This window comes from Pseudomonas sp. ITEM 17296, from assembly GCF_028895205.1.
GTDB classification, from domain to species: Bacteria; Pseudomonadota; Gammaproteobacteria; order Pseudomonadales; family Pseudomonadaceae; genus Aquipseudomonas; species Aquipseudomonas kermanshahensis.
In genome coordinates, this window is sequence record NZ_WJRS01000002.1 from 48895 (window position 1) to 72749 (window position 23855).

The 23855-nt window shown below is 61.5% G+C and carries 22 protein-coding genes; 15 read left to right on the forward strand and 7 right to left on the reverse strand.

Annotation, left to right across the window (positions count from 1 at the left end; translation table 11 throughout):
- Genes GIB19_RS02840 through GIB19_RS02855 form a run of 4 tightly spaced genes read left to right on the forward strand, consistent with a single transcriptional unit; the run spans position 1 to position 2520 of the window.
- Complete coding sequence (locus GIB19_RS02840; protein WP_274883407.1) at positions 1-537, forward strand: DUF3833 domain-containing protein; 537 nt, start codon at positions 1-3, stop codon at positions 535-537.
- Positions 534-839 (forward strand): DUF6482 family protein, encoded by a 306-nt coding sequence (locus GIB19_RS02845; RefSeq protein ID WP_099429573.1) that lies wholly within the window; start codon positions 534-536, stop codon positions 837-839. The genes GIB19_RS02840 and GIB19_RS02845 overlap by 4 nt, the downstream gene beginning before the upstream one ends.
- Positions 833-2374 carry a cryptochrome/photolyase family protein gene (locus GIB19_RS02850; protein WP_274883413.1) on the forward strand — a complete coding sequence of 514 codons (1542 nt, stop codon included), beginning with the start codon at positions 833-835 and terminating at the stop codon, positions 2372-2374. Before GIB19_RS02845 ends, GIB19_RS02850 begins: the two co-directional genes overlap by 7 nt.
- Positions 2371-2520 carry a DUF2256 domain-containing protein gene (locus GIB19_RS02855; protein ID WP_099429571.1) on the forward strand — a complete coding sequence of 50 codons (150 nt, stop codon included), beginning with the start codon at positions 2371-2373 and terminating at the stop codon, positions 2518-2520. Before GIB19_RS02850 ends, GIB19_RS02855 begins: the two co-directional genes overlap by 4 nt.
- Here GIB19_RS02855 and GIB19_RS02860 read toward each other — a convergent pair.
- On the reverse strand, positions 2491-2979 hold the full coding sequence (locus GIB19_RS02860) for a DUF2878 domain-containing protein (protein WP_274883839.1): 489 nt from the start codon (positions 2977-2979) through the stop codon (positions 2491-2493). The two genes, GIB19_RS02855 and GIB19_RS02860, sit on opposite strands and share 30 nt — an antisense overlap.
- Positions 2980-3335: 356 nt before the next feature.
- Here GIB19_RS02860 and GIB19_RS02865 point away from each other — a divergent pair, with 356 nt between their 5' ends.
- From GIB19_RS02865 to tcuB, 5 genes are all read left to right on the forward strand, one after another.
- Positions 3336-3623: a hypothetical protein gene (locus GIB19_RS02865; RefSeq protein ID WP_274883840.1), complete on the forward strand. Its 288-nt coding sequence runs from the start codon at positions 3336-3338 to the stop codon at positions 3621-3623.
- Complete coding sequence (locus tag GIB19_RS02870; RefSeq protein ID WP_274883414.1) at positions 3620-4342, forward strand: DUF72 domain-containing protein; 723 nt, start codon at positions 3620-3622, stop codon at positions 4340-4342. Before GIB19_RS02865 ends, GIB19_RS02870 begins: the two co-directional genes overlap by 4 nt.
- A 131-nt stretch (positions 4343-4473) precedes the next feature.
- Positions 4474-5394, forward strand: a complete 921-nt coding sequence (locus tag GIB19_RS02875) for a LysR family transcriptional regulator (protein WP_274883415.1) — start codon at positions 4474-4476, stop codon at positions 5392-5394.
- 148 nt (positions 5395-5542) lie between these two features.
- Entirely contained in the window at positions 5543-6997 is a 1455-nt protein-coding gene (gene tcuA, locus GIB19_RS02880; protein ID WP_274883416.1) for an FAD-dependent tricarballylate dehydrogenase TcuA, read from the forward strand.
- Positions 6978-8159, forward strand: a complete 1182-nt coding sequence (tcuB, locus tag GIB19_RS02885; protein WP_274883417.1) for a tricarballylate utilization 4Fe-4S protein TcuB — start codon at positions 6978-6980, stop codon at positions 8157-8159. Before tcuA ends, tcuB begins: the two co-directional genes overlap by 20 nt.
- Before the next feature lie 60 nt (positions 8160-8219).
- Here tcuB and GIB19_RS02890 read toward each other — a convergent pair whose 3' ends face one another.
- Positions 8220-9113 (reverse strand): LysR family transcriptional regulator, encoded by an 894-nt coding sequence (locus tag GIB19_RS02890; RefSeq protein ID WP_027596498.1) that lies wholly within the window; start codon positions 9111-9113, stop codon positions 8220-8222.
- A 147-nt stretch (positions 9114-9260) separates the two neighbouring features.
- On the opposite strand from GIB19_RS02890, the gene GIB19_RS02895 reads away from it, so the two are divergent.
- The 4 genes from GIB19_RS02895 (at position 9261) to GIB19_RS02910 (ending at position 14455) form a co-directional block, all read left to right on the forward strand.
- Positions 9261-10340: a 4-oxalomesaconate tautomerase gene (locus GIB19_RS02895; RefSeq protein ID WP_099429566.1), complete on the forward strand. Its 1080-nt coding sequence runs from the start codon at positions 9261-9263 to the stop codon at positions 10338-10340.
- A 62-nt stretch (positions 10341-10402) separates the two neighbouring features.
- Positions 10403-11716, forward strand: coding sequence for a C4-dicarboxylate transporter DctA (gene dctA / locus GIB19_RS02900; protein ID WP_274883425.1), 1314 nt, complete (start codon positions 10403-10405; stop codon positions 11714-11716).
- 122 nt (positions 11717-11838) lie between these two features.
- The gene (locus GIB19_RS02905) at positions 11839-13143 is read left to right on the forward strand and encodes a CitMHS family transporter (RefSeq protein ID WP_027596501.1); all 1305 of its coding nucleotides are present in this window, start codon (positions 11839-11841) and stop codon (positions 13141-13143) included.
- Between the two features lie 58 nt (positions 13144-13201).
- The gene (locus GIB19_RS02910; protein ID WP_274883427.1) at positions 13202-14455 is read left to right on the forward strand and encodes an OprD family porin; all 1254 of its coding nucleotides are present in this window, start codon (positions 13202-13204) and stop codon (positions 14453-14455) included.
- Between the two features lie 124 nt (positions 14456-14579).
- Here the strand turns inward: GIB19_RS02910 and GIB19_RS02915 are convergent, their stop codons facing one another.
- The 4 genes from GIB19_RS02915 to GIB19_RS02930 all read right to left on the reverse strand — a co-directional run bounded on the left by GIB19_RS02915 (position 14580) and on the right by GIB19_RS02930 (position 20186).
- On the reverse strand, positions 14580-16778 hold the full coding sequence (locus GIB19_RS02915; protein WP_274883428.1) for a xanthine dehydrogenase family protein molybdopterin-binding subunit: 2199 nt from the start codon (positions 16776-16778) through the stop codon (positions 14580-14582).
- Positions 16775-17776: an FAD binding domain-containing protein gene (locus GIB19_RS02920; protein ID WP_099429562.1), complete on the reverse strand. Its 1002-nt coding sequence runs from the start codon at positions 17774-17776 to the stop codon at positions 16775-16777. Before GIB19_RS02920 ends, GIB19_RS02915 begins: the two co-directional genes overlap by 4 nt.
- Positions 17773-18300 carry a (2Fe-2S)-binding protein gene (locus tag GIB19_RS02925; RefSeq protein ID WP_099429561.1) on the reverse strand — a complete coding sequence of 176 codons (528 nt, stop codon included), beginning with the start codon at positions 18298-18300 and terminating at the stop codon, positions 17773-17775. The genes GIB19_RS02920 and GIB19_RS02925 overlap by 4 nt, the downstream gene beginning before the upstream one ends.
- A gap of 98 nt (positions 18301-18398) precedes the next feature.
- Positions 18399-20186, reverse strand: coding sequence for a thiamine pyrophosphate-requiring protein (locus GIB19_RS02930; RefSeq protein ID WP_099429560.1), 1788 nt, complete (start codon positions 20184-20186; stop codon positions 18399-18401).
- A 157-nt stretch (positions 20187-20343) separates the two neighbouring features.
- On the opposite strand from GIB19_RS02930, the gene GIB19_RS02935 reads away from it, so the two are divergent.
- Positions 20344-20859, forward strand: a complete 516-nt coding sequence (locus GIB19_RS02935) for a cupin (protein WP_099430912.1) — start codon at positions 20344-20346, stop codon at positions 20857-20859.
- 470 nt (positions 20860-21329) lie between these two features.
- On the opposite strand, the gene GIB19_RS02940 is transcribed toward GIB19_RS02935, so the two are convergent.
- Positions 21330-22160, reverse strand: a complete 831-nt coding sequence (locus GIB19_RS02940; RefSeq protein ID WP_099429558.1) for a helix-turn-helix transcriptional regulator — start codon at positions 22158-22160, stop codon at positions 21330-21332.
- Positions 22161-22258: 98 nt separating this feature from the next.
- Between GIB19_RS02940 and GIB19_RS02945 the strand changes: the two genes are divergently transcribed.
- Positions 22259-23719 carry an MFS transporter gene (locus GIB19_RS02945; RefSeq protein WP_099429557.1) on the forward strand — a complete coding sequence of 487 codons (1461 nt, stop codon included), beginning with the start codon at positions 22259-22261 and terminating at the stop codon, positions 23717-23719.
- Positions 23720-23855 lie beyond the last annotated feature (136 nt).

Below are 23855 nucleotides of genomic sequence, written 5' to 3' on the forward strand. Positions count from 1 at the left end.
ATGTACAGAGCACTGTTACTGGTTGGCTGCCTGCTCCTCGGCAGTTGCGGCAATGTCGGTGTCGAGCACTACGCCAAGGAGCAGCCGAAACTCGACCTGGCGGCATTCTTCTCGCGACCGGTGCAAGCCTGGGGGATGTTCCAGAAGCGTTCCGGCGAGGTGGTGAAGCGCTTTCACGTGCGTATCGACAGCCGCCGCGACGGCGAGCGGCTGATCCTCGATGAGCATTTTCTTTACAGCGATGGCACGCGTCAGCAGCGAACCTGGACGCTGGTGCCGGAAGGTGCGGGCCGCTGGCGAGGAACAGCGGGTGACGTGATCGGCGAGGCCCATGGCCAATCGGCCGGTAATGCGCTGCGCTGGCGCTACCGGCTGGACCTGCCGGTAGACGGGGAGCATTGGCAGGTGGACCTGGACGACTGGATGTACCTGATGGATGACGACACCCTGATCAACCGCTCAAGCATGAGCAAACTGGGTGTGGAGATTGGGCAGATCACGCTGTTCTTTCGCCGCTTGCCAGAGGGCACACCATGAACCTGAATGCGCTCACTCAACGGGTTACGGCCGGTGAAGTAAAAGAGCTTGAACTGCTGTCGCTCGAAGGTGGCTTCTACATCCTCCGCGCACTGACCGGTGCCGGCCCGGTCACGTTGATTGATGATCGTGGTCAGCCCGTTCGCCTGCGCTCCACCACCGAGCTGCGCCACTTGCTGGCCGAGCTGCCACCGGTGCCGTGCATGCTGGTGCAGCAGGTGGTGCATGATGAAATGTGTGGGCAGCGTGACGGGCCTATCGCGCCGCTGCGGGTGCCCGTGACGCTGACAACCCAATGGTAGCCCGGCCCTCGCGGCTGGGGTTGGTGCTCGGTGACCAACTGTCGTTCGACCTGGCAAGCCTGGCGGCCCTGGACCCTACCCGCGACGCTATTCTGATGGCGGAAGTGGAGGGTGAGGCCCGCTACGTGCCGCATCATCCGCTGAAGATCATCCTCATCTTCAGTGCCATGCGGCATTTCGCAAAGGCGCTGCGGGAGCGGGGTTGGCAGGTGCACTATGTCGAGCTCAACGCTGCCGGCAACAGCGGTAGCATTGCGGGCGAGCTGCGTCGCTGGCAGCAGGCATTGGGCGCCACGCACATCCACCTGACAGAGTGCGGTGAATGGCGCCTGGAGCAGGCGCTGCGCGATGCGCAGCTGCCGCTTGTGTGGCACCGCGATACGCGCTTTTTGTGCTCGCGTGAAGCCTTCGCGCGGTGGGCGCAGGGGCGTAAGCAACTGCGCATGGAACATTTCTACCGCGGCATGCGCAAGCGTTGCGGGTTGCTGTTGGAGGCCGATGGCAGCCCCGCAGGCGGTGCCTGGAATTTTGATGGGGACAACCGCAAGCCGTTGCCGCGCCAGTTGCGAGGGCCGTTCGCTGCGCAGTTTGAGCCGGACGCGATCACGACAGCGGTAGTGGCCTTGGTTCGCCAGCGTTTCAGTGACCATTACGGGGCCGTGGACGGGTTCAACTACCCCGTGACCCATGAGCAGGCTCATCAGCTCTGGCAGCATTTTCTCGATTTCGGCCTGGCGGCGTTCGGTGACTACCAGGACGCCATGGCAGAAGGCGAACCGTACCTGTTCCATGCGCGCATCAGCGCGGCACTCAACATTGGCCTTCTGGATGTGCGTTGCCTGTGCGACGACGTCGACAAGGCGTGGCGTGAGGGGCGGGTGCCGCTGAATGCCGCCGAAGGCTTCATCCGCCAGTTGATTGGCTGGCGCGAGTATGTGCACGGCATCTACTGGCTGCGAATGCCTGAGTATGCCGGGCTCAATCATCTGGGAAACCAGCGTGCCTTACCGGAATTCTACTGGACGGGCGCCACCCGCATGCGCTGCATGGCGCAAACCATCGGGCAGACGTTGCGCTTGGGTTACGCCCACCATATCCAGCGGCTGATGGTTACCGGTAATTTCGCCCTGTTGGCCGGCATCGTGCCAGATACCATTTGCGAGTGGTATTTGGCGGTGTACATGGATGCCTTCGACTGGGTCGAACTGCCTAACACGCTTGGCATGGTCATGCATGCCGACGGTGGGTACCTGGGGTCGAAACCGTACTGTGCCAGTGGTCGTTACATCCAGCGGATGTCTGACCATTGCAAGGCGTGCGGCTACAAGGTCGACCATGTGATCGAGGAGGATGCCTGCCCATTCAATGCCTTGTACTGGCATTTTCTGATGCGTCACCGCGATCAGCTGTCGGCCAATCCACGCCTGGCCATGGTCTACCGTAACCTGGACGGCATGCCGCTTGGCCATCGGGAAGCGGTGTGGCAGCGTGGCCAGTCACTGCTGGCGCGGCTGGATGCTGGTGAGGTGGTATGAAAAAGAGCCTGCTGCCCAGCAAAACCTGCGTGGTATGTGGCCGACCCTTCAATTGGCGCAAGCGCTGGGCACGCTGCTGGGCCGAGGTGCGCTATTGCTCCGAACGCTGCCGCCGGTCAGCGCCGCGCCGCGATCCGCAGCAGTAATGGCAGGACCAGGGCCCACACCGGCATGAGCAACAAGCCGGTTTCAATCACACCCAGCGGCAGGCCGACCCCCGCCAACCTGGCGCCACCGACGTAGGCCAGTGGGGCGCCAAGGGCGCCCAGCAACGCGCCGCGCCAGTAAGGCCGGCCGGCCCAGGCCAGGCTATGGCGAAGGCCGCTGGCCAGCACCCACCACAGCAACACCAGCCACAAGGGCAGGGGCCACGTATCGAAGCTGAATACGCCCAGTGCCCCGAGCACGCTATCCAGCACGCAGCCGGCCAATGCGACACGCAACAATGCCTTGATTTCTACCTTGTAGTCCGGGCAGAGCCACAGGTGTATGGCCAGGCCGAGCGGCACCAGCAGCAATAAGCCAGGGTAGCGAGCGCCCAGCACGCAAGCCCACCAACCGGCCTGCAACCAGAGTGCATTGGCGACCAGCCAGCTCCTAGGCATCATTCACCGGCCGGACAAAAATGGGCGTCGAGATTGCCCCTTTCAAGATTATTGAAGGGCTTGGCGAATGGCTGAAAAACGGACATGTTTGGCTCCAGATGATCCTCAGCAACAGTGAGCTGATGTAGGGATACAGCTGAAGCCTATGACTAAATTTGTACAAGTCAACGAAGTTGTACAGCTTTTTATCCAGTCCTGGCCTCACTCAGCGGTTACGTAAGTGAGCGATTTCCGCTTGCAGTTAGCGAACCCGCTGCTCGGTGTTCATTTTGATACTGAATGACCGGCTGAGTGCTACGAAGGAACCTATTCCAGTGCTCGCGTCTCGATTATCAGAAGAGCATGGGGTGATCGAGATGAATGCGTTTACAAAGCCCGTCGGCGCAGAGCAGCGCCGTCTCGAAGCCATCACTCGTTGGTTCGTAACCTTCGATGACCAGGCAATTCGGCGCAACTGCCCCAGCAGTTACCACGAGGAACTGCTGCGCCAGGCCGATGAAATGGACCGGCTGGACCTGATCGATTGGGAGGCGTGGCGTGACCTGCGTCGCTTGGCCGATCAGTCTTTTATGATGGCGGTCGCGGGTGCGGATTATCATGCCTTAACGGTGACGCCCCTGCGGACCACGGCGCTTCCTGAATGATTCTCCTCGGTTGCGCCGGCTGGAGCTTGTCACGCCTTTACGGCAATGAGTTTGCTTCAGAGGGAAGCCAGTTGCAGCGTTACGCGGCACGTTTGAATGCGGTTGAGATCAACACGTCGTTTTACCGTCCTCATCGCCCAAAAACCTATGCCCGATGGGCTGAATCGGTACCTGAGGATTTTCGCTTTTCAGTCAAGCTGCCCAAGGCCGTCACGCATGAGCAGAGGTTGCAAGCGTGCGAGGGGTCGCTCGACAGGTTCCTTGATGAGTGCGGGCATCTGGGCGGTCGCCTCGGCTGCCTGCTGGTGCAGTTGCCACCTTCGTTGGCGTACGACGGTGCCGTGGCCTATCGATTTTTTGAGTCTGTGCGAAAGCGTTATGCAGGGTCGCTGGCCGTTGAACCCAGGCATCGATCATGGTCGGCAGCGCAGCCGTTGCTTGTCGACTTTCAGGTCGCTCAGGTCGCTGCCAGCCCGGCGCGCTTTGGCGTGGATGCGCTGCCAGGAGGCTGGCCGGGGCTGGTCTACTGGCGTTTGCATGGCGAGCCGCAGATCTACCGCAGCGCCTATGGCAGCGAGTATCTGCAGCGCCTGGCGGCCCAGTTGAACGTTCGACGTGCTGCGGGGCTACCTACGTGGTGCGTGTTCGACAACACTGCAAACGGTGCCGCGTTGGGCGATGCCCTGGCTATGTCGGCCTATCTGCGCAATGACGCTTAGGCGCGCGGGCCAGTGCTGACCTTGTAACGTCGCTAGCGCAGTGCGTCGGATCCACAGACGGTGTCGAGCATGGACTGGCACCGTTCGGTAACATGGCCCAGCACTTGGGCCCGTCGTTGAAAGAGATTTGTATGGAGCTGCGTCAACTTCGCTATTTTCTGGGTGTATTGGAGTACGGCAGTCTGGGTAGGGCTGCGGTCGAGCTTGGGGTTGGCGCCTCTGCATTGAGCCAGCAACTGTCGAAGCTGGAGAGCGAGTTAAGCACCCGGCTTTTGACACGTTCGAGTACCGGCGTCGCTCCGACGGCAGCGGGCCTGGCCTTCGAGTACCATGCTCGCCTGGCGCTTCGCCAGGCAGAACATGCCGTCCTGGCGGCACAAAGCGGGCGCATGAGCGGCTATGCCAGCGTGGGGCTGGCACCGACCACGGCGTCGATTCTTGGCCTGGCATTGATCGACAGGATGCGCGAACGCTATCCCAACATTCGTCTGCACCTGGTGGAAATGCTATCTGGCTATCTGACCAACCAACTCAATACCAGGCACCTTGACCTGGCGGTGTTGTTTCAGACGGAAACAGGGCCGCGATTAGAGGTGCGGGCGCTTTTGACAGAGCGACTGTTCGTGCTGGTTCCTGCGCCGCTGGTCAACGCCGAGTGGGGCGAGTCGTTGACACTGGAGCAGATCGCGACGCTACCCTTGGTGATGCCCAGTACACAGCATGGTTTGCGCACGACAATGCGCTCGATTTTCGAACGGGCGGGGCTAGAGACCAGCATCGTCATGGAAGTCGATGGCCTGTCGTTATTGATGGATTGCGTCTGTGCCGGGCATGCCGCCACCATTCAGCCCGGCGCGACGGTGGCCCGGGCGCATCAGGCTGGCTTGCGCGTGTTCGCTATCGATGAAGCACAGGCGCAGCGTCGCAATGTGATTGTCAGCCTGACCGATGACGAGCTTTCGCCGGCCGCGTTGGCAACACGGATCGTATTGCAGGAGGTCGCCCGGGACTTGGTGGAACAGGGCCGATGGCCTGGGGCCCGGTTGCTTTGACCCAGGCTCGGGGGCCTCTCACCCAACCCCTTTAGTAAAACTAAATGCCTCCCCTCGGCGATCGCGTTTCGCACCCTGCGGGCACTGATTAAAGTCCGTGGCCACGAAGAGCCCCCGAACATTCGGCTCTTCGCGACCTGGAGGCAAAATGATCGATGTGTTAGTCATCGGAGGGGGCAATGCCGCCCTCTGTGCCGCGCTGATGGCGCGCGAGGCCGGAGCCAGCGTGCTGCTGCTCGAGGCTGCACCCCGCGCCTGGCGGGGTGGCAATTCGCAACATACGCGTAACTTGCGGTGCATGCATGATGCCCCGCAGGACGTGCTGGTGGAGGCGTACCCGGAAGAAGAGTTCTGGCAGGATCTGCTGAAGGTAACCGGTGGCCAGACTGACGAGAAGCTCGCGCGCCTGGTGATTCGCGCGTCCTCCCATTGCCGCGGGTGGATGCGCCGTCATGGCGTGCATTTTCAGCCGTCGTTGTCTGGTGCGCTGCACACCGCACGGACCAATGCCTTTTTCATGGGCGGCGGCAAGGCGCTGGTCAATGCCTACTACCGTAGCGCCGAAAACCTCGGGGTAGAGATTCGCTACGACTCACCGGTGGCCGACATCGAACTGCAGGGTGGTCGCTTCGTTGCAGCCCATGTGCCGGCGCGTGAGTGCCACGGGCGACAGCTGCCTGCCGAGCGCATCGAAGCGCGCAGTTGCGTCCTCGCCGCCGGCGGCTTCGAGTCCAATCGCCAATGGTTGCGTGAGGCCTGGGGGGAGAACGAGCGGGGGGAGTGGCCTGCGGACAATTTCCTGATTCGCGGTACGCGTTTCAATGACGGCGTGCTGTTGCGCCGCATGATCGAAAAGGGCGCTGACAAGATTGGCGACCCGACACAGGCGCACATGGTGGCGATCGATGCCCGTGCCCCCCTGTACGACGGGGGTATCTGCACCCGTATCGATTGCGTGTCGCTGGGCGTGGTGGTCAACCGCGACGGTGAACGCTTCTACGATGAGGGCGAGGATTTTTGGCCCAAGCGCTATGCCATCTGGGGGCGCTTGGTGGCGCATCAGCCGGGGCAGGTTGGTTTTTCGATCATCGACCAGAAAGCGCTCGGTCGGTTCATGCCGCCGGTTTTCCCGGGCACCGCCGCCGACAGCCTGGAGGCGTTGGCCGGTTTGCTGGGTTTGCCCGTGCAGGCCTTCGTTGAAACCGTGCGGGCCTACAACCGTGCCTGCCAGGTGGGAACCTTCGATCACACGCGCCTTGATGACTGCCACACCGTGGGCCTCGAACCGGCTAAAAGCCACTGGGCGCGCCCGCTCGATACTCCGCCTTACTACGGGTACCCCCTGCGTCCTGGCGTGACCTTTACCTACTTAGGGCTGCGCACCGACGAAACCGCCGCGGTTCACTTCGATGGGCGCCCCAGCCCGAACCTGTTCGTCGCCGGCGAGATGATGGCGGGCAACGTGTTGGGCAAGGGTTACACCGCAGGTGTCGGCATGTCCATCGGCACCGCGTTCGGCCGCATCGCGGGGACCAGCGCCGCGGCTGCGGCAGGACACGTTTATCCAGAACAAGAGAATCGCCATGACCGCACAACTGCCTGAACCACGCCAACCGGATGCCGCCCAGCCGGGCCTCGCACTGATCCCGGTACTGAACCTGGAAGAGCAGGAAGTCGATCGGCAAATGCGGATCTGTAACGCCTGCCGATACTGCGAGGGTTTCTGCGCTGTGTTCCCGGCGATGACCCGCAGGCTGGAGTTCGGCAAGGCCGATATCCATTACCTGGCCAACCTTTGCCACAACTGTGGCGCCTGCCTGCACGCCTGCCAGTATGCTCAGCCCCACGAATTTGCCGTGAACGTGCCACAGGCGATGGCCAGAGTGCGCGGGCAGACATATGCCGATTACGCCTGGCCGCCCCTCTTTGGTCGACTGTATCGGCACAACGGCACCTTTGTCGCCGGTGCTTTGGTAATCGCGTTGTCACTGTTCTTGCTGCTGACGTTGTACGTCAACGGCACGTTGCTGCCGGGGCGGTTGGCGGGGAACTTCTATGCTGTCTTCCCGCACAACACCTTGGCCTTGATGTTCGGCGGTGTCTTTGCCGCGGCAGCGGTGGCGCTGACGGTGGCGATACGGCGTTTCTGGCGTTCGGTCTCGCCTGCCGAGGCCCTGGCGCAACCGGCCAAGGGGGCAGTGTTCGAGGCCTCGAGCGCGGCGTTGACCCTGAAGTACCTGGACGGTGGGCATGGCCAAGGCTGCACTGATGTCGATGATCGATACACGCTCTGGCGCCGTCGTTTCCATCATTTCACCTTCTACGGCTTCCTGTTGTGCTTCGCTGCCACTGTGGTCGCTACCGGGTACCACTACCTATTGGGCCAGCAGGCGCCGTATCCATTGCTGAGTGCACCGGTGCTGCTGGGAACCTTGGGTGGTGTTGGCCTGATCATCGGGCCGGCCGGGCTTCTGATGCTCAACCTTCGCAGGGCACCGGAGCAGGGCGATGTTGCCCAGCGCCCCATGGACCGGGCTTTCATCCTGCTTCTGCTGCTGGTCAGCGCTACTGGCCTGGGCTTGCTGGGCCTGCGTGACACTGCAGCGATGGCAATTGCGCTGGCGATTCACTTGGGTGCGGTGATGGCGCTATTCATCACGCTGCCATACGGCAAGTTCGCCCATGGCCTGTTCCGCAGCGCCGCACTGCTCAAATTTGCGATCGAAAAGCGCCGGCCCAACCCACTGGGTTTGGGGGAGGAATGAGCCATGAACGCAGCGCGTAATTACCCTGCGTCGCGTCAGGCCGGAAGACGCGCATTGCATTCAACGGTTCGGCCATTTGTCCAACAAGATCGACACGAACTTTTCCGCGGCGGGCGACAGAGACGCCCCTCGGCGATAGACCAATCCCAGTGTACGGGTTACCTGCGGGTCGATCAGCGGCACGCTGACCAGCGTCGGGTGGTCGGCGCTTGGCATGGCCAGGCTAGGCATGGCCGACACGCCCAGCCCGGCCTCGACCATGCCCAGCGAGGTGGACAGGTGCTGAACCTCATAGAACCACTTCGGCCGCAGGTTGAGCCCGGACAGCGCATGGTCCAGCAGCATGCGGTTGCCGCTCAGGCGGCCTACGCCGATCAGCCGGTAGTCGGCCAGCTCTGTCCAGGTGACGGAGTCACGGTTCGCCAATGGGTGGTCCCTTCTGCAGGCCAGCACGAAATGCTCCTGCACCAGGGAGACGAACTCGATGTCTGGGTGCTGGCCGCTCATCATGTTGATGCCGAAGTCCGCCTCACCCCGCAGCACGGCTTCGAGCCCGTCATTGGCGCTGAGGTCCAGCAGGCGAATTCGGATCTTCGGGTACTGCTCGTTGTAGTCGCGGATTACCGACGGCAGAAAATAGAACGCTGCCGTCGGGATACAGGCAAGGGTGACCTGGCCACTCTGTCGTTCGGCGAGTTCGCGAATGCTCAGGATCGAATCTTCGAAGTCATCCAGCAAGCGCCTGGCCTTGGGCAAAAAGTCCCGCCCGACGCTGGTGAGGCTAACGCGCCGGGTGGTGCGTTCCAGCAACGAGGTCCCTAGTCCTTCCTCGAGCTTCTTTATCCGCCGGCTGAGTGCCGGTTGGGACAGGTGCAATGCTTCTGCAGCTTCATGGAAGCTGCCCAGTTCGGCGATTTTCACGAAAGATCGAATGTCTTGAAGCTCATATTCCATCTGAGTTGACTCCCCAACCTTGGTCGCAAATTGATGTGTGAATCGCAATAATGCCTACGATATTTGCATTGGAATGATTTATACAGAGCTGTCAGTCTTGTGCCCACAACATCAATGATGTCCATTGATCAACAAGAGTGCAAAATCATGCAACGAATTCCCTGCGTGCTCATGCGCGGTGGCACCTCTAAGGGGCCCTTTTTCCATGCATGGGATCTTCCTGCCAATGTGGTCGAACGCGACGAACTGCTGATCAACCTGATGGGCTCCGGGCATGAACTGGAAATCGACGGTATTGGCGGTGGTAGCCCTCAAACCAGCAAGGTCGCGATCGTCAGCCCTTCGCTGCATGCCGACGCCGACGTCGATTACCTCTTCGTCCAGGTCATGGTTGCCCAGCGCCGGGTCGATACTGCGCCCAACTGCGGCAACATGCTGTGCGCCGTTGGCCCGTTCGCCATTGAGCAAGGGCTGGTCAAGCCCCAGGATGGCAAGACCCTGGTACGCATCCGTAATTTGAACACCAACACCTTCGTTAACTCGCTGGTGGAAACACCTGGCGGGATCGTCCGTTATGAAGGCCGTACGGCGATCGACGGGGTACCCGGTACTGCCGCCCCGGTGCACCTGACCTTCCTCGATGCGGTGGGCAGCAAGACTGGCAAGCTGTTCCCGACTGGCCAGGCCCAGGATGTCATCGACGGTGTGCCAGTCACGTGCATCGACATGGCCATGCCGATGATGATCGTCGATGCCAGCCAGTTGGGTGTCACGGGTTCCGAGACCCCGACGCAGTTGGATGCGGACACGCGCCTGCTGCAACGTTTGGAGGCGTTGCGCCTGAAGGCAGGCAAGGCGATGGGGCTGGGCGATGTCAGCGGCATGGTGATTCCAAAGCCAGTGTTGGTTTCTCCGGCGCGCTATGACGGCACGCTGCAGGTCCGCTACTTCATGCCCCATAACTGCCACCGCGCCCTGGCCATTACCGGTGCCATTGGCCTGGCGACTGCCTGCGTCAGCCCTGGCACGGTGATCTTGGACATGCTCGGGGATCAAGCCCAGCAATTGAAAGAGGTTCGTCTGGAGCACCCGAGCGGCGGTATCGACGTGGCGCTTACGCGCAGCGGTGCCGATGGCAAGACACTTCAGGCCTCCGTGGTGAGAACCGCGCGCCGACTCTTTTCAGGCTTCGTCTACGCCCCGACCTTGCGCAGGATGGCAGGGTAGGAAGGGGCGGATCACGTTGGCAACCATCGCATCCGCACAATTTCAACAATGGGTGATGCCTCATGAAACTCGCGAAGTCACTGTATTTCCAGATCCTCTGCGCTGTCCTGCTGGGCGTGGTGGTTGGTCACTTCTGGGCGCAACAGGCCGTTGCGCTGAAGCCACTGGGTGATGCGTTCATCAAGCTGATCAAGATGATGATCGCCCCCGTGGTGTTCTGCACCATCGTCACCGGCATCGCCGGCATGACCGACAAGCGCTCCCTTGGGCGGTTGATGAGCAAGACCTTGCTGCTGTTCCTGGTACTGACGGTGGTCAGCCTGATCATTGGCCTGGGGGCGGTGTACCTGTTCCGTCCGGGTGTTGGCATGAACATCGATCCGGCTACGCTCAGCACTGTAGGCCTCAGCCAGTACACCGCCTCTGCGGCCAAGCTCAGTGTGGTCGATTTCTTCATGCACATCATTCCGGACACCTTCATGGGGGCGTTCAACAAGGGTGAAGTGCTGCCGGTGTTGTTCATCGCTGTACTGAGCGGCTTTGCTCTGTCGTCAATGGGCGAGAAAGGCAAACCGGTACTCGATGTACTGGAGTCGGCCTCGACCATGGTGTTTCGTATCTTCGGCTACCTGATGCGCTTCGCCCCAATCGGCGCATTCGGTGCACTGGCCTTCACTGTCGGGCAGTACGGCGTGACGTCCCTGGGCGCATTGGCCAAGCTGGTAGGTACACTCTATATCGCCTGCGCATTCTTCGTGCTGGTCGTGCTGGGGGCTATCTGCCGGGCGCACGGCTTCAGCCTGTGGAAGCTGCTGCGGTATTTTCGCGAGGAGTTTCTGGTGGTGCTCGGCACATCGTCGACCGAGCCCGTTCTGCCGCGCATGTTGGAAAAACTCGAGAAGCTTGGCTGCAAGAAAGGTGTGGTGGGGCTGGTGCTGCCAACCGGCTATTCCTTCAACCTCGACGGTACCGCCATCTACCTGTCACTGGCAGCGGTATTCATCGCCCAGGCTTGCAACATCGATCTGACGTTGGGCCAAACGTTGACAATGCTGGCGATCATGCTGTTGTCGTCCAAAGGCGCTGCGGGCGTCACCGGCAGTGGCTTCGTGGCGCTGGCCTCGACGTTGACGGTTATTCACGACATCCCGTTGGCAGGGCTTGCCTTGCTGATCGGTATTGATCGCTTCATGTCCGAAGCGCGTGCACTGACCAGTCTGGCCAGCAATGCCGTGGCCACGGTGGTCATTTCACTGTCGGAGAACGCTTGTGATCGGGAAACCTTGCTGCGTCGCCTGAACGGCACCCCGGCAGCACCGGACGAAGCGGACACGGCGCAGGCCAGCTGGTCAGCCGAACCTCGGCATCACGGCTAATAGCCGCTTCCCCCTCCCATTGTTGACTTAAAATCCCACTCAACATCCCAGTGATGTCGAGTGGGGTAGGGGGCCGTCTGCCCTATAGACGGCCGCACACAATAAAAACAAGAGAAAAGACCATGCTCGCACTTCTGGGCCTGATTATGGTGGTGACCTTCACCTACCTGATCATGAGTAAACGCCTGTCTCCTATCGTTGCCCTGACCGTCGTTCCGATTGTTTTCGCTGTGATTGGCGGCTTTGCGCCTGACCTTGGCAAGATGATGCTCGATGGGCTGAAAATGGTCGCACCGTCTGCGGCGCTGCTATTGTTCGCCATCCTGTTTTTCGGCCTGATGATCGACGCGGGTCTGTTTGATCCGCTGATCCGCAAGATTCTCAAGCGGGTGAATGGCGACCCGATCAAGATCGCCATCGGTACCGCCTTGCTGTCGCTGCTGGTGGCGCTGGACGGTGATGGCACCACGACCTACATGATTACCTGTGCCGCCATGCTGCCGCTGTACAAGCGTATCGGCATGAACCCGATGATCCTGGCCACCGTATCGATGCTGTCGTTGAGCATCATGAGCGGCATGAGCCCATGGGGCGGGCCTGCCACCCGTGCCATTGCGGCGCTGGGTCTGGATGCGACCGAGTACTTCATCCCGATGCTGCCGACCGTCATCGGTGGGGCAGCGTGGGTAGTGTTCACAGCCTACTTGCTTGGCCGCGCCGAGCGCCGACGCATCGGCAACATCGCGCTGGAGTCCGGTGGTGGTAACTGCTACATCAAGGAAATCCTCGGCGATAACCCGCACAAGCGCCCACGGCTGGCCTATGTGAACCTGTTGCTGGTCATCGCTGTCATGACTGCGCTGGTGCTGGGAGTTATGCACGCAGCCATCTTGTTCATGATCGGTTTTGTCGCCGCATTGATGATCAACTACCCGCAACTGGACTTGCAGAAAGAGCGCATTCTCGCCCATTCAGGCAACGCCATGACCGTGGTGCTCCTGGTGTTCGCCGCAGGCATCTTCGCCGGTATTTTCTCGGGTACGAAGATGGTCGATGCGTTGGCGCAGACCCTCGTGGACTGGATTCCGGAAGCCTGGAGCCACTGGTTCCCGCTGGTGGTGGCGCTGACCAGCATGCCGCTGACCTTCGTGCTTTCGAACGACGCTTACTATTTTGGCGTTGTGCCGATCCTGGCCAATGCGGCTGCCGCGTATGGTATCGACCCTGTAGAAATTGCCCGCGCCTCGGTGCTGGGCCAGCCTGTACACCTGATGAGCCCGCTGGTGGCTTCGACCCTGCTGCTGGTGGGCATGGTCGATCGAGATATCGGCGACTTCCAGAAGGCAACCGTGAAGTGGGCGGTTTTGACATCGCTGGTCATCACTGCGCTGGCCTTGCTCACGGGTGCCTTGTCCTTCTTCGTCTGATCTAAAGAGGGCGCAGCTTGCGCCCGCCTCATCCAATAACAACAACAGAGTATCGAACATGTCCCGAGCTGTTTTCCGTGGGGCCACCTGTGGCCTGCTCTGCGGCTGCTTGCCTGTGGCCGGCGCTGCCGGATTCATCGACGACAGCAAGCTCAAACTGCAGCTGCGCAACGTCTATTTCAACGAAAACTTCCGCGACGAACAGGGCATGAGCGCCCGCGCTGCTGCGACCGCCAAGAGTGAGCGAGTGGAATGGGCGCAGGGCTTTTTGCTCGACTACCAATCAGGGTTTACCCAAGGCCCGCTGGGCCTTGGGCTAGACGCCCTAGGGCTTGTAGGCGTGCGCCTCGACTCGGGGCGCGGCCGCAGCGGTACCGGCCTGCTGCCGGTCCATGACGACGGCCGCGCCGCAGGCGAGTTTGCCAGTGCCGGCGTGACTGCCAAGGCGCGGGTGGGGCAGACCGTGATCAAGCACGGTACCTTGCTGCCCAAGACACCGGTGCTTGTTTATAACGATGCCCGGCTTCTGCCGCAGACCTACCAGGGCACGCAGTTGACCAGTACGGATGTCGATGGCCTGACGCTGACTGCCGGCCACTTGGATCGGTTCAAGCAGCGCGACTCGTCCAACAGCACGGGCCTGTACCTGGATGGTTACGGCGGCAATGAGTCTGGCGATTTCAGCTTTGCGGGTGCTGACTTAGCCATCAGCAAGCAACTGCGTGTGAGCTACTTCCACGGCCAGCTCGAGCACTTCTACCGCCAGGATTATGCAGGGCTGGTGCACGATCTACCCTTGGCCGGCGGGGTGTTCACCACCGACCTGCGCTACTTCAAGAGCCGCGACAGCGGAGCTGCTTATGGCGGCAAGATCGACAACGACATGTTCAGTGGGCAGGTGTCGTATACCCACTCCGGGCACACCGTCGGTGCCGGTTACCAGATGCTAGATGGCGATGCCGGGCTGCCCTACATCAGCGGTGCGACGGTTTATTCGTTCAGCAACGTTGGCATCGGCAAGTTCATCGAGGAGGAAGAGAAAACCTGGATGGCAAGCTATGCCTACAATTTTGCAGCAGCCGGTGTCCCTGGGCTCACGTTCATGGCGCGATACCTGAGCGGGGACAACGGTCGTTCCGTTGAAGCCGAACTCAACGAATGGGAACGTGACATGGAACTGGCCTACGTTGTGCAGTCAGGGCCCGTCAAAGGGCTGGGTGTAAAACTACGCAACTATGTCTACCGTTCTGATTTTTCCCGCGGGCGCGACAGTAATCGCATCTACCTGACCTACGACATTGCGATTTGGTAATGCGGCACCCTTGCAAGTACAGGTGGTGGTCTTTGAGATAGCCGAGCACGGCCAATACGGGATCATTTGCTATCGTGGTGTCGACTCGTAGGAGGTTTGCGCCGTGTGATGTTGGCTGGCTCAATCACAGCACCTTGTCGAGCGTGATGGGAAAGTCCCTTACACGCTTGCCCGTGGCATGGTAGACCGCGTTGGCCACCGCGGCGGCTACCCCGACGATGCCGATTTCGCCGACACCCTTGGACCCCAGCTCGTTGACAATATCGTCGTGCTCTTCAACGAAGATCACGTCAATTTCCCCGCTGTCTGCGTTGACCGGGATGTGGTACTCCGCCAGGTTGTGGTTGACGATGCGGCCCAACCGATGGTCGGTCAACGCTGCTTCGTGCAGGGCCATGCCCACCCCCCACACCACGCCCCCTAGAATCTGACTGCGCGCGGTTTTCGGATTGACCACCCGTCCTGCCGCCACCGCGCTGACCACTCGAGTTACTTTGATCATGCCAAGGTCCTCGTCGACGTGGACTTCCACGAAGACCGCCGAATGGGTGGCGGTGGAGAACGGTTCACGCCTGGCGCCGGGTTCGGCGTCGATCTGCACGGCAAACTCCCCGCCTGGGGCGCTGGCAACGATGTCCGCCAAGACAAGCCGATGGCTGCCCGCGTGCAGGTAGCCCTCGGCGAAAACGATCTGCTCCCGGGGCGTGCTGGCCACTTGGGGGTACATTTTGCGCGCATGCTCCAGCACTTTGGTGCGCAGTACCTGGCAGGCCTGGCGCACGGCCGAGCCCACCGACGACACCGTGAACGATCCGCCCTGAAGCGGGGCGGTGGGCAGTGAGGAGTCACCCAGCATGAAGGTGACATCCTGCACCCTGACGCCAGCGGCGTCGGCGGCAATCTGAGTCATGACGGTGTAGGTGCCGGTCCCGATATCGGTGGTGGCGCTGCTGACGGTGAGGTGGCCTTGGGCATTGATATGGGCCTTGGCGCTGGCCTTCATCTGCATGGCTTCCCAAACGCCACCGGCCATACCCCAGCCTACTAACTGGCTGCCATTGCGCATGCTGCGCGGTTGGGGGTTGCGGTTACGCCAGCCAAAACGTTCGGCGCCTTGCTGGTAACACGCCAGCAGCTCTTTGCTGGAATAGGGTTTGCCTTCGTTGGCATTGTTGGCGGCAAAATTACGCTGGCGCAGGTCAACCGGGTCGATCTGCGCTGCACAGGCCAGCTCATCCATGGCGCATTCCAAGGCAATCATCCCGGACGCGGCCCCAGGCGCTCGCATGTCCAGCGGGGTGTATACATCGAGCGAGGCCAGGCGGTAGCTGAGCGCCACATTGTCGCACTGGTAGAGCATGCCGCTCCATTCCACCAGGTGCTCGGTGAAGTCCTCGAAGCGGGAGGTCTGGCCAAGCGCATCGTGGGCGATCGCCAGCAAGCGCCCGTTTGCGTCTGCACCCAGGCGCAGGCGCTGCTCGGTGCGGGGCCGGTAGCCAAAGGTGAACATCTGCTGGCGCGTTAGCGTAACCCGCACCGAGCGCTGCAGGTGCAACGCTGCCATCACTGCCAGCGGCAACTGGTACTGCGGGCGCAAGCCCGAGCCGAAAGCACCGCCGACGAACGCCGCGCGCACACGGATGTTTGCCTTGGGCAGGCCGAACACCTTGTGCAGGTAGTCCTGGCAGTTCTGGGTGCCTTGGGTCTTGTCGTGGATTTCCAGGGTGCCATCGGCTTTGTACAGTACGGTCGAGGCATGGGGCTCCATCGGGTTGTGATGCTCGTTGGCCGTCAGGTAGGTGGCATCCACCTGCACCGCGGCCCCGGCAAACTGCCCGGCGAAGTCGCCACGCGGCGCCGGTGTTTGCGCAGGTGCCGCATGTGACTGTTGGCATGCGCCAAGGTCTGTCTGGTGGGCTTCCTCGGCATAGTCGATCCTGATCAGCGAACCTGCATAGCGGGCCAGTTCGAGGGTTTCGGCGACCACTAGCGCCAACGGTTGCCCGCTGTAGAGCACGCGATCATTGAACAAGGGCCGAAACGGCGACCCCTGCGCAGCATCGGCGTCGCTGTAGTCGTCGTCGTAACTGGAGATGCGCGGACGATGGCCATGGTCGAGCACGGCGATGACCCCGTGCACTCGCATGGCCTGCGAACTGTCGATGTCGAGCACCCGACCGCAGGCGATTGTACTGGATACCACGCTGCCATGAAGCAACCCCGCCTCGGGGTATTCGCCTGCATAGCGCGCCTGCCCGGTGACCTTCGCCACGCCGTCCACGCGGTCCAGGGGCGTGCCAACTACCGGTATGGGTTTGATCATGGTCGTGTTCCCCAGTCCGCGGCGCCGCGCGCCGCATCATTCAATGCCCGCACGATTGCCCGCTGGGCGAGCGATACCTTGAAACCGTTGTGGCTCAGGGGCTGTGCACCTTGCAGCAACGTTTGCGCAGCGCGGGTGAAGAGCGCTTCGCAAGGCACTTGGCCGGCCAGCATGCGCTCCACGACCGGGTCCCGCCACGGCTTGTGGGCAACGCCGCCTAGCGCTAGGCGAGCCTGCTGGATCAGCTTGCCATCGAAGCTCAGGGCGGCGGCGACCGACACTAGCGCGAACGCGTAAGAGGCGCGGTCGCGTATTTTCAGGTAACGGTAATGGTGTTCGAACGCCGGGGGCGGCAGCTCGATGGCAACCACCAATTCATTGCCTGCCAGGTGATTGTCGCGCTCCGGGGTGTCCTCGGGGAGCCGATGGAACGCCGCAAAGGGTATCTGGCGTTCACCGCCCGGCCCCTGTACATGCACCACGGCTTCGAGCGCTGCCAATGCCACGCACATGTCCGAGGGATGGGTCGCGACACAGGCATCACTGGCGCCGAGAATGGCATGGATGCGGTTCATACCTGTACGCGCAGGGCATCCGCTGCCCGGTTCGCGCTTGTTGCAGGGGGTGCCGGTGTCATAGAAGTAGTAGCAACGGGTGCGTTGCAGCAGGTTGCCACCGGTGCTGGCCATGTTCCTCAACTGCGGTGATGCCCCCGCGAGGATGGCATGCGATAACAGCGGGTAGTGCTGTTCGATCGTCGGGTGCCAGGCCAAGTCGGCATTGCTCACCAATGCGCCGATCCGCACGCCGCCGTTTGAGGTGGGGTGGATGCCGTTCAGCCCAAGGCCGGAAATATCGATAAGGCGCTTGGGGCGAACCACGTTTTCCTTCATCAGGTCGACAAGGTTGGTGCCCCCGGCAATGAAGTGCGAGCAAGCGTCAGCTAGGCCGACGGCTTCACTGACCGATGCGGGCTTATGGTAGCTGAAGGGCGTCATGGGTTCGGCCCTCGTTGTGGCTGGGCCCCGTCCCTCATCAACGGCAGGGCTTCTTCCACCGCAGCGACGATGTTGCTGTAGGCACCACAGCGGCAAAGGTTGCCGCTCATCTGTTCGCGGATCGCCTCGCGGGTATCGGCATGCCCTTCATGGGCAAGCCCGACGGCGGAGCAGATCTGGCCCGGCGTGCAATACCCGCACTGAAACGCATCGTGAGTGATGAATGCGCGCTGCATGGGGTGCAGAACGTCGCCGCTGGCCAGCCCTTCGATGGTTACCAACTCGGCCCCGTCGCACATGATGGCCAACGTCAGGCAAGCATTGACGCGCTTGCCATCGCGCAGCACGGTGCAGGCCCCGCACTGGCCATGGTCACAGCCCTTCTTGGTGCCGACCAGGTCCAACTGCTCACGCAACAGGTCGAGCAAGGTGATCCAGGGGTGCACCTGCAGTGTTCGGGGTTGACCATTGAGGGTCAGGCAGAGGGGGTGTTCTTCAGCCCCATTGGGAGAGATCGCGCTCATGGTAGGTCCTCACGGTCAGGGTTCGCGCAGTCCGCTGCGTCTTTGTTGTGCGACCGGGCCGGCTGAGCAAACGTTCAGCCGGTTAGCCGACGTGCCCATCACTTTTTGCCTGGTAGCACCGAGCCGAGCACCTGCTTGGCTGTCTGGACGATGATGCCCGCCTGGTCGGGGTCGCCCTTGAGCAAGGTACTGGCAAACTTTTTCGCTTGCTCCAGCTTGATGTGCGGTGGCAGGGGCGGCACGTTCGGGTCGGTCTTGAACTCGATCAGTACCGGCCGATCCGCAGCCAACGCGCGCTCCCACGCAGCGGCAACATCCTCTTCGCGGTCTACGTAGATACCTTGCAGACCAATGGAAATGGCGAACAAATGGTAGGGCACGTCAGGGATCGACTGCGACGCTTCGAACTTTGGGTCGCCCTCCATGACCCGTTGCTCCCACGTCACCTGATTGAGGTCCTCATTGTTGAACACAGCACAGATCCATTGTGGGTTGTCCCACTGTTGCCAGTACTTGGCCACGGTGATCAGTTCGGCGAGGTTGTTCATCTGCATCGCCCCATCGCCCACCAGGGCAACCACAGCCCGTTGCGGGTGGGCGAACTTGGCTGCAATCGCGTAGGGCACAGCTGCGCCCATGCAAGCCAGGCCCCCGGACAGCGAACACTGCATTCCCTGGCGAATCTGCAGGTCGCGGGCAAACCAGTTGGCACAGGAGCCGGAATCGCTGGTGATGATGGCGTGGTCGGGCAGGCGAAGGGACAGCTCATGCACTACACGTTGCGGGTTGATCGGGTCAGCCTTGACCAGGGCGCGCTTGGCCACGGTCTTGTCCCACTGCGCACGCCAGGTCTGGACCTTGTCGCGCCACCGCCGTTCGGTCTTGTATTCAAGTAACGGCAACAGTGCGCGCAGTGTTTCGCTGGCATCGCCGACCAGGTTGACCTCCATCGGGTAGCGCAGGCTGAGCATGTCGGGTTGCAGGTCGATCTGCACGCCTCGTGCCTGGCCTTCCTTGGGCAGAAACTCGGAATAGGGGAAGCCGGAGCCGATCATTAGCAGGGTGTCGCATTCGCTCATCAGCTGATAACTGGGTTCGGTGCCGAGCAGGCCGATCGACCCGGTGACCCACGGCAGGTCATCCGGTAGCACAGCCTTGCCCAGCAGCGCTTTGGCCACGCCAGCGCCGAGTTGTTCGGCGACCGCCATTACCTGCTCAGTCGCCTGCAGGGCGCCGGCACCCACCAGTATCGCCACTTTGCGCCCGGCGTTGAGTACAGCGGCGGCGCGCTGCAGGTCTTCGTCGAACGGCAACACCCTCGGCTTGCTGTAGCCGATGCCTGAGTGCACCGTACCGTGAGCCCTCGGGGGTTCGTTGTAGGGCAGGTCTTGCAGGTCGTTGGGCAGAATAACAGCGGTGACCCGGCGTTCGCCGACGGCCGTACGCACCGCACGGTCGAGCAGGTGGCGCACCTGTTCTGGCGTGGAAGCCTGCTGGACGAACGCACCGGCGACATCCTTGAACATCGACAGCAGGTCCAACTCCTGCTGGTAGTGGCCGCCCAGTGCTGCACGGGCCTGTTGACCGACGATGGCCAGCACTGGCTGATGGTCCATGCGTGCATCGTACAGCCCGGTCAGCAAGTGCGAGGCGCCCGGGCCGGAGGTCGCGATGCAAACACCAAGCTCGCCGGTGAACTTGGCATGGGCGCTGGCCATGAAGGCGGCCATTTCCTCATGCCGGGCCTGGATGAATTCAATCTTGCCGTTGGCCCGGCTCAGCGCGCCGAACACGCCATTGATGCCGTCGCCGGGGTAACCGAAGATGCGCCGCACGCCCCATTGATACAAACGCTCCACCAGAAAGTCGCCTACCGTGCCGGTCATTACCTGCTCCCGTTTAGTGATCGATAGGGGTCTGGACTTGGCAGGTATCGGGAAAGTTTCAACGGTATGCGCACCCGTCTGCCGGCTGGAACTTGGCAACAACGGGCGGGTTCGAAGGTGAACCCAACAACCGATCAGGATGCGCATCGTGACGCTCATGAACACAGCAGATGCCGCCGTGCAGGCGTTGTATTTCGAGGACGACGGCGCTACGCCGAACAGCCGTTTTCCCGTGCTGTTCTATCGGCTGAAGCTTGATCCGTCGGTGGATAATGCCCGTGCCTTCGAAGCACTGTTTGCGGCTCACCAATGGACCCCGCTGTGGCGCGACGGGATCTTCGATTATCACCACTTTCACCCTAACGCTCATGAGGCGCTGGGCATTGCTTGCGGGCAGGCCCGATTGACGCTTGGCGGAGCATCTGGGCAAAGCGTCAGCGTAAAAGGCGGCGATGTGCTGGTGCTGCCGGCAGGTACCGGTCATCGCTGCATCCAATGTAGCGATGACTTTCTGGTGGTCGGCGCCTATCCACACGGGCAGGAAGACTACGACATCCAGCGGCCCGACAGCGCCGCCCACCCGCGCGCGCTGGCGCGCATCGCCAAGGTGCGGCTCCCTGAGCAAGACCCGGTCAGTGGCATCCGCGGTGCATTGATGACGCATTGGCGTTAAGTGCGCGGCTAACGGGGCTTGCGCTGAAACGATCTCAGGGCCGCCAAATAGGCGATGAACGAGTAACCCATCGCCATCCGCTATTTCAGTTAACTGCCGGAACCTGAGCCTGATCCGCTACCGGCTGAGCCGCGGCTTCCACTGCCCGAGCCTGTACCGCTATCACCAGAGCCATTACTGCCGGTTCCCGAGCTACTGTTGGTACCGTCACCTCCGGTGTTGTCCGTCCCATTGTCATCAGTACCGCCATCACCGGTACCCATGCTATCGCCTGGTGTTCCTGAGCCCGTCGCATCGCCTTGGCCGTTCATGTGCCCATTGTCGTGAGATTGTGTGCCCGGGGCGCGCTGATCGTTCAGGTCTGTGGCAGCCAAGGCAAGGGGGGCACCCAGGCTCAGGCACAACGCGAGCAGTAATGTATGTGGTTTTGTTGGCTTCATGGCGGAGCGCCTTTTCTGGTTGTTCACCCTCTATTCGGCCTGCTGATAGCCAGAGGGTGCCTGCAGATCGACGGAAGGCTCTGCTAACTTGGCATAGACCACCAGGCGTAGGTGGCGGTCTTCGTCGATGGTCAGCGAGGTGTGCTCGAACAGCTCGATCTTGCCGTCAATGGTCAGCTTGCGCATGCCTGCAGAGGGGGCGTGAACATCGTGCCGGCGCCACCAAACTTTGAACTCCGGTGAAACGCGCTCCAACTCCGACACCAGTTCATGTATGTCGGCATCTTGTGGGGCGCGGGCGAAGTCGCGCCGGAAGCCCGACAACATCTGCGGCGCCTGTTCATCCCAGTCATACAATTGCTCTCGCAGAACAGAATCGGTAAACAGCAGCCACAGTAAATTGCGACGCTCGGGTGTGTGCGAACCAAAGTTAAACAGCTGATCAGCAAGCGCATTGAAGCCCAGTACATCCCAGCGCAGGTTGAGTACAAAGGCGGGGTGCGGCAAGTCGTGCATCAGGCGCCGTACCAGTGGGGGTAGCACGCACCATGTTTTGCCGGGTTCAGCAGGTGGCCGTTCGTGAGCCAACAGGAACAAGTGGCGTCGTTCTGCGGCATCCAGCTTCAGCACCCTAGCCAGGTTGTCCAGAAAAGCAGCCGAAACCCCTATGTCACGGCCCTGTTCCAGCCACGTGTACCAGGTCAATCCGACACCTGCGAGCGCGGCAACTTCTTCACGTCGCAGCCCAGGCGTACGGCGGCGACCACCACTGGGTAAGCCCACATCGACAGGGGATAGCCGCTGGCGATGCGCCAGGAGGAATGCCGCCAGATCGACGCGTGTTCGTGCCAAGGTTCGCATCGTTTATCTCGTTACTTTGAGTAATAGCATAAATGGTTAAATTGTAATGGCTTAACGGTGGTTCGAGAATGCTGACGTCTCTTCTCAGGATGCGCAAGATGAACTCGAACTCCCACCCTTCGGTACTGCCTGTGCGCACTGTTGACGGCCCGCCCTGGCTCGGTTTGTCGGTGCTGCTATTGGCCGGTTTCGTGACGATTTTCGACCTGTTCGTGGTCAATGTGGCCATCCCCAGCCTGCAAGCAGGGTTGGCGGCCAGCTTCGCACAGGTTGGCTTCATCGTGGCCGGCTATGAACTTGCGTTTGGCGTCTTGCTGATTACCGGCGGCCGTCTGGGCGACCTGTTCGGGCGCCGCCGCCTCTTCGTGATCGGCATGGCCGGGTTCACCTTCGCCTCCCTGCTGTGCGGGCTGGCCCCCACTGCCGGCTTCCTGATTGCTGCGCGGGTATTACAGGGGCTGGCGGCGGCGTTGCTGTTCCCGCAGGTCTATGCCTCTATCCGTGTCAATTTCAATGACGGCGACAGCCGTCGTGCTTTTGGTCTACTGGGAATGACCCTAGGGCTGGCCGCCATCGCAGGGCAAGTGCTGGGTGGCGGGTTGATTCATGCCGACTTGTTCGGCCTGGGGTGGCGTAGCATCTTCCTCATCAACGTGCCTATCGGCCTGTTGGCCATCGCGGCGGCGCGTTATATCCCTGAGTCGCGCGCACCGCAGCGACCAACCCTGGACTGGACGGGCGTAGGGCTGGTCAGCACCGGCCTGGTGCTGCTGCTGGTGCCGTTGATCGAAGGGCCGGCGCTAGGCTGGCCAGCCTGGAGTCTAGTGTCGTTGTGCCTGGCGGGAGTACTGCTGGTACTTTTCCATAGGCAGCAGGAGCAGCGAAGAGCAGACGGCGGATTGCCACTGGTGGATATGCGCTTGCTGGCCCAGCGTCACTTCGCGTTGGGCGCATTGCTGGTGTTTTTGGTGTATTCCACGTCCAGTTCGTTCTTCTTGTGCTTCACCTTGTTGGTGCAGACCGGGCTGGGGCTTGATCCTTTGACTGCGGGTAGCATTTTCGCACCCTGCAGCGTGGGATTCGTACTGGCGTCGCTCGTCGCGCCCAAGCTGGTGGCGAGATGGGGGGCGAGCGCCATCGTTGTAGGTGCGATGGTGTATGCCGTTTCGATCGGGCTATTGATTGCGCAGGTTTGGATGGCGGGCGCGGCCCTGATGCCCGCGGGGTTGATCCCCGTACTGATGGTGGTCGGCGCCGGTCAGGGTTTGATCATGACGCCACTGCTGAACCTGGTATTGGGTTTTGTCGATGAAGCCCACGCCGGTATGGCGTCGGGAGTGATCTCGACTGTTCAGCAGGTGGGGGCGGCTCTGGGAGTAGGGGTAGTCGGCATCCTGTTCAACAAGGCGCTGGTCGCGGGTGATGGCGGGGTCGTGCTGGCAGGTCAATACGTGGCGGCTTTCGTCACGGGCATGCTCTACAACTTGGGGGCAGCGCTGCTGGTTGGCCTTTTGTTGCTGAGGTTGGCGAAGGCACAGCAGCCGGCGGTAGGCTGTTGAGAGAAAGCGTGCGATGGCACGTGAACTGATTGTGCTAGCGCCCATTTGAGCGTTACCGACGATTGCTGATGACTTGGCCAGAACGGAGGCGGCTTTTCAATGCATCTAAACCGCCCTAAAGACTGTCAGGGTCTCC